Below are 6,608 nucleotides of genomic sequence, written 5' to 3'. Positions count from 1 at the left end.
CTTAAAGACATATTTATAAACTTCAAATACTGATATCACTTGGATTCAATTTATTTTGTCCAAGTGGCTAACTTGTTATTGAAATTTTCGATTCAAAATTACTTTGAAAAAATAGCACTTTTTTTCGTAATTTAGTCATACACCATATATAGTATTGAAACGGCGTTATGAATACCATATGTTCCATGTGAAACAATTATGCCAGAAAGCTAAAAAGTTAGACTTTTTTCAAACTATTAGAAGCCTTATCAGTAAGGCTTTTCAGCGCTCTATGATATATTTATTTTGATTAGAGGGAAAAGTTATGAATTTGATGATTTCGACGTTTATTTTAATTTTGGCAGCCGTGATTAGTATTCTAATGGCTCAAGCTTTCCAAAAAATTTCCGTTAGTTATATCAGTATGTTGATGGGTGGATTAATTGCTTTGATACCTTTGAGTGGGTATATCGAACATTTTAATTCAGAAATTTTTATTGGTTTGATCGTTGCTCCATTACTATTTTTTGAAGGTCAAGCCACTCAATTACGAATGGTAGGGAAGGAAATTAAGCACATCATTCAGACAGCAGTTTTTCTAGTATTGTGCTGTTTATTTTTTGCTGGTGTCGGAGTCCATCTATTTGCAGGAATCAGTTTGCCATTGGCTTTTATTTTAGCAGCAGTCAGTACGCCAACCGATGCAACAGCGATGGAGTCAGTTACTAATGGTTTGGAAGTTCCAAAGGAAGAGGGAACTTTTTTGAAATTAGAATCACTCTTCAATGATGCTTCAGGAATCATTTTGTTGAACATGGCAGCTCTTTGGTATATTAATGGTTATGTTAATTACACTCAGACTATTGAAGATTTCCTGATTTCAGCTGTAGGAGGAGTCTTGTTTGGCTTTCTAACAGCTTTTGTGATTGTTCTTTTCCGACAAATCATTATTAGAAGTTCTTTTAATTCCTTAAACGCTCAAAATATTTTGTACGTTGTTACACCACTGGTAATTTACTATTTGGCTGAAAAAATCCACGTTTCAGGAATAATTGCTGTGGTTTGTGCAGGTTTGGTTCATAATGCTGAAGCTCAAAGAAGTAAGTTGACTAATGCACCCCAAGTACATCAAGGGATGGGCTTAGTTTCTTTGATTACTGAAACTTTTAATAGTACAGTTTTTGTTATTTTAGGTTACATGTTTGTCAAAATTATTATAGATGACAAAATTACTACGAAATCACTCAACTGGGTTTGGATTGGACTTATTTTGTACGTTATAAATGTAGCAACTCGCTATATTTATAGTCGAATTCGTTTAAAATTAAATAATCGTGCGGGTTGGATCTTTTCGTTAGGCGGTGTCCATGGGGCCGTGACGTTGGCTTTAGCTTATACATTGGCAGAAGTCCACGTTCGTGTGGGTGATTTTAATTTAGTTTTAATGTCAGAAAGTTTTTTGATCATCTTGAGCTTGATTGTACCAACAATTGTCTTCCAATTTATTCTGCCGAAGGAAATCGACAGTCAATCGGCTGCTAAAGAGATCGATGAATTGCGGGTCGAGATGGTGCATCGGGCAATTGATAAGATCAACAAGATGTATTTACCTGACAATGTCAGAAAATCAGTGATTTTTGACCTAATGAGTCAAAAGCAGCGGACTAGAACTCGAGATTTTGCTAGAGCTTGGTTGGAGGTAGTGAAGCGGCCTGAGTTTACTGGTGCAGAAAAAGAATTAGAGATGCGTGCTTTCATGAATGCCTTTGCAGTTGAACGGGATTATTTAGACATGGTCTCGCAGAGTGAAGTCAAATATCAAAATTATGTTTACGAATTATATAATGAAGTTTTGTTAGCAGAATCATTGATCGTTGGACCAGATATTTTTGATGGAAATGCGAAATAAGGAATTTATTTGATATACTTTGGTTATATCAAGGGAGGGATCATCATCGAAAAGAAAGATTTACGTCAACAGCAGATTCAAAAGCTTAATCAAAATAAAGATCAAACTCAATTGGAAACAGAGATTTTACTTCAAAAACTTATCGAATCTTCAGAATGGCAAAATGCTACTTCGATTGCAACAACTATCAGTGGACCGTTTGAAGTTCCCACAACTCCAGTGATTGAGGCTGCCTTAGCCGCTGGTAAAAAAGTTTATGTTCCTAAAACCATGCCACATCGTCAAATGGCATTTTTACCATTCGTTAGTTATGATAAATTAGTTAAAAGTAGTTTTGGTTTGTTGGAACCGGAATACGATGAAACTTTAGTTAACCAATCACCCGACCTTATAATCGTGCCAGGCTTAGCTTTTGCAATCGACAGTCATTATCGAGTTGGTTTCGGTGGTGGTTATTATGATCGATTCCTGGCTAAATATACTGGGCAATCGATTGCTTTGGTACCTTCAGCTATGGCCTTTGCAACAGCTGATTGGAAAATTGGCGAGTATGATATTAAAATCGATAAATTAATTAGAGCCTAAAAACAAAGATTGGAATCTAATTTTTCTGCTTAAAATAAATAGACCAAGGTAAAATCGTATTTTGATTACCTTGGTCTATTTGACTTAATACACTCTCTTTTCTTATCTAAATGATGCTGACATTTCTGAGACGTATCGTTTAATTGAAATTTTATGATATTGGAGTAAGTCGCTACTCTTTAATTTGACGATCATTGAATTGGTAAGAACTTCGTTGCTGGATTTTGATTTCATTTTGTAAATCAGACCATATTCATGAGGGTCATTCATCTTATATACGGCTATGGAAATGGTTTTATAGTTGTGCCAATTATAAGGGCCATCTTTTTTGTCAATCGTATTTTTAGCTATTTTGATAAATTGATGTTTTTGAAAGTCATTTAATTTATGTGTTTTAGAATTTTCCAAAGGAATCTTTTGACCAACGGAATAATAATTGGGAGCAGAATGATAATTGTGGTAAATTCTGGGAATACCAAAGGCACCTAAGGCTATCAAGGCACAAAGTATCCAGATAATAATATTCATTTTTTTCTTTTTGGCTGCTTCACTCATACAAATCTCCCAAATTAATAATTTTACTTTACTATCTTACAAGATTCGGAGATTTTACAAAAGTGGTTTTGAGTACTAAAACAAATAGATCACAGTAATCAGTTTTTGGTTCTTTCCTAAGAAGTTTAGTATGTCGTCTTCCGCACAAGCTCTGTGATGAGCTGGAATGCGGCCGAAAACTAAATAAAGAAGCTGAATTAATGCTTGTAGTATTAATTCAGCTTCTTTATTTTGATTTAACCAACTTCTTTAAATGAAGCATCGAATGGACCTTTAATTCTTACTTTTGTGCCAATTTTGACATTATTTAGTTTATGTTTGAGCTCATGATTATCTTCAATTGAAAGGTTTAGTAAATCATTTTCATCAGGGATGTTATTAGTACGGAAACGATAGAATTTTTTATCAATACCATCTACACCACGAAATGAAATTAAATAAATATCGCCTTTGTCAGGAATACGTTTGAGATCTTCTAACTTAATAGAAAATTGATTCTCAGAGTTCATGGTTAGTTTGTTAGCGATAATAATGCCAGATTCAGCTCGATTTTTATTTAGGTTGCGAATAGCTAGTTTCATTATTATTCCCCCCTCGAGAACTATTTAAGGTTATATTAAGCCCTCAAGTGGGGGTGAGGTCAAGATAAGTTTTTCTTATTTTTGATTTTCTATCTTATATTCGCTGATTTCAACAGCCAGTTGGTGGTAATCGCTTACATTTGAATCCATAAAAATATAGAAATAATATCAAAATATGAAATATTTTTTATGTTTAAACATGATATCTTTATATTATCAAAGACGGAAGGATAAGACCGATGGATAAAAGAAGCGAACATAGGCTAAACTTTATTGCAATTATAACGGTATTTATTTGTTGTACGCTTTTTTTGATTTTCTCAACTAATAAAGTTTTGGCCGATATTGATGACGATGTGATTGCTGATGCACCTGAAGGGTTGTTGGTTAATAAGTATTTTACTAATGATACTATGACTAGTGATGAATTGTATGCAAAAACTGGACTATATACATATCCATATCGTGAGAATTACGCTACGACTGATGCATCAGGACAAGTATTGATTTTGGCAAAAGGTAATAATGAAGGCTATTCTGAGAAACTAACTAAGCCTGGTATTTTAGGTATACAAAATTCCGTTGGGACTGCAACTAATGTCAGTTCATATGGTGCAATGTGGTCAGATGTAAATCAAGACAACTATATTGACACACAAACAATTGAACCACAAATTATTTCAGCTTGGATATTCGTTGGTGGTGGGGATGAAGATGATCCACATAATGCTCAGGGAATGACTTTTACTGTTCAAAATGATGATTATGGTACTAGTGCCATTGGTGCCGGTCAGCAAGGATTAGGTGCCTATGGATATGATCAGACACACGTGGAGACTATAGCCAATACAGGTATCAGTTCATCCATTTTAACCACTTCAGAGATTGCAAAGTCAGCAATTCAAAACAGTGTATCTATTGAATTTGATGCCGTGATTAACAAGTTGGGAGCAAATTCTCCAATTATCTTAAATAGTATTAGCGATTTGGGTTTTGCAGGGCAAAAATTTGAGGGGACTGCTGGTGGATATGATACGTATGATAGAAGTGTACCGGCTCCTGAAGGATTTCCACAGGACGGAACTACTTTATTGGGTTCAGGTGGAGGATACGGTCATATTGCTTTTACTTATCCATCCAACCCATTAACGTATCATCTTTCAAAGCAAATTAACTCTTTCGATAGTAATTGGGGAACAGATGCTTATGCTATGTTTCACATAAAATCCAACAATACAACTATCATCAACAATGGTGATGAAGATAATTGGCATCACGTAACTATTACATGGCAAAACTCTGATGATGGTAAAACTGCTAATTTGAAATATTCCTTCAATGATAAGTATCGTGACGGGACTTATAATGATAACTTGAACGGTGTAATTGATGAAGATAGCTTTGTTAGAAGTGAAGCCGAAACAACAGTGGACATGAGTACATTTGGTAATATTAAAGATCACAGATTACTGTGGGGCTTCACAGGTTCAAACGATAATGCAAGCGATGTTCAAGCAAAATTAGTCGATTTCGAATCGATTCCCGCTTTAGTAAGTATTTCTTCTAATGCATATATCGTCGACAATACTTTGGAAAAAACTATCAGTGTTGATTCTTCTGGGACTGTCTCTGATGACAATCACGTTAATAATGGCGATAACTTGACGCTCCATTACAACCTTAACTACTTAAGTGGTAAAGAGGACTGGAGCCAAATTGAATCAATCATCCAGCTGCCAGAACATTTTAGTGTGACACCAGATGAAAATGGTAATGTTGCCAAAATTTCCTTTGCTAACGGGGCTGATCCGGAATATATCACGGCATCAGAAGTAAGTGACTCCACACTCAAGCATGTCATCAAACAAGCTATGAATGATGATAACGATGTTGTCAGCATCGAAATCAATGGGAAAGCCGTCAATGACACGGACAACGAAATTGAAGTTGATGCTGCCGGAGCAAGATTTAAGAACACGATTGGTATCACAACCACAAGTACGCCAGAATTTGTTATCAATCCTAGCAAGAAATGGAAATTGACCTTGAGCCAACCAAACGACATTGAATTACTCTATCAACCAGCTAATGAAAATATCGATTTAGTTTTGCCAACTACTTTGACTTATGACTTGGATCATACTTTTGCCAATGGAGATACGATTGTTTATAAAATCAATGTCGCAGGTAAAACTTATACAACTAAAGCGACGACTGATTCAACTACTAATACGGCTAATATCTCGATTCCATTAAAAGATATTATTGACAGTGATGATTCGGTAAACTTTTGGGATATTTTCAATCCAACTAAGAATCAACCGGTTCCCGTGAAAGTTTACGCTTATGATTTAGATAGCGTTACATCGAATACTGTGAGGTATAACGTTAACGTAACGCAGAAATATCTTGAATTAACAGCTTCTGATAATTTACAATTCCAGGATATTACCAATTACGATACGAAAAAGATTTTGAAACGTAAATCCGGTTTCAATCTTGACGTAATTAGTTATGATTCAACTTGGCAATTATCCGGGAAAGCTACTGATTTAAAGAATGAAGACAACAATTCCTTTAAAGGGGCTGTTTGCTATGTTGATCCAAGTGACGGAGATGTTGAAACGATGTATAACGAAGATGCTATTATTGCCAGTCAAAATGTTGTTCAAGAAGGAAAGAGGATTACTTCCATTGATGATGAATGGAATTCCAATAACGGTGTTTTATTGAGTCAAACTGATTTTAACCAATCTGGAACGTATGAAGGCCGAATTACGTGGACTTTGACAGATACAGTTGGGTGAACTAAAAATCCTGAAACAAGTTGAAAGTTTCAGGATTTTTTATTGGAGTTTATTATAAAGAAACTAGATTTATTAAATAGTACTAACCAAATATATATTTGGTACGTCCCAATCATTGACATCGCTTTCAAAAATATTTATATTAGTAATGAAGAAAAAGTTAATATTGAACTTTAATTTTTATGAGGTGGG

At 34.8% G+C, this 6,608-nt stretch carries 5 protein-coding genes; 3 read left to right on the top strand and 2 right to left on the bottom strand.

Features of this window, described 5'->3' with window-relative positions:
- Positions 1-304: 304 nt before the first annotated feature.
- Entirely contained in the window at positions 305-1,888 is a 1,584-nt protein-coding gene (locus U8521_RS11005) for a cation:proton antiporter (protein ID WP_334331983.1), read from the top strand.
- Between the two features lie 9 nt (positions 1,889-1,897).
- Positions 1,898-2,473 carry a 5-formyltetrahydrofolate cyclo-ligase gene (locus U8521_RS11000; protein WP_334331982.1) on the top strand — a complete coding sequence of 192 codons (576 nt, stop codon included), beginning with the start codon at positions 1,898-1,900 and terminating at the stop codon, positions 2,471-2,473.
- A gap of 102 nt (positions 2,474-2,575) precedes the next feature.
- On the opposite strand, the gene U8521_RS10995 is transcribed toward U8521_RS11000, so the two are convergent.
- The gene (locus U8521_RS10995) at positions 2,576-3,028 is read right to left on the bottom strand and encodes a hypothetical protein (RefSeq protein ID WP_334331981.1); all 453 of its coding nucleotides are present in this window, start codon (positions 3,026-3,028) and stop codon (positions 2,576-2,578) included.
- 236 nt (positions 3,029-3,264) lie between these two features.
- Positions 3,265-3,609: a hypothetical protein gene (locus tag U8521_RS10990; protein ID WP_334331980.1), complete on the bottom strand. Its 345-nt coding sequence runs from the start codon at positions 3,607-3,609 to the stop codon at positions 3,265-3,267.
- A 239-nt stretch (positions 3,610-3,848) separates the two neighbouring features.
- Between U8521_RS10990 and U8521_RS10985 the strand changes: the two genes are divergently transcribed.
- Positions 3,849-6,416, top strand: a complete 2,568-nt coding sequence (locus U8521_RS10985) for a hypothetical protein (RefSeq protein WP_334352745.1) — start codon at positions 3,849-3,851, stop codon at positions 6,414-6,416.
- The last annotated feature ends 192 nt before the right edge of the window (positions 6,417-6,608 follow it).

The sequence above is a fragment of the Companilactobacillus miaonis genome (assembly GCF_036913615.1).
GTDB lineage: Bacteria > Bacillota > Bacilli > Lactobacillales > Lactobacillaceae > Companilactobacillus.
Note: the sequence above shows the minus strand (reverse complement) of the source record. Positions and strands in the feature narration are given on the sequence as shown.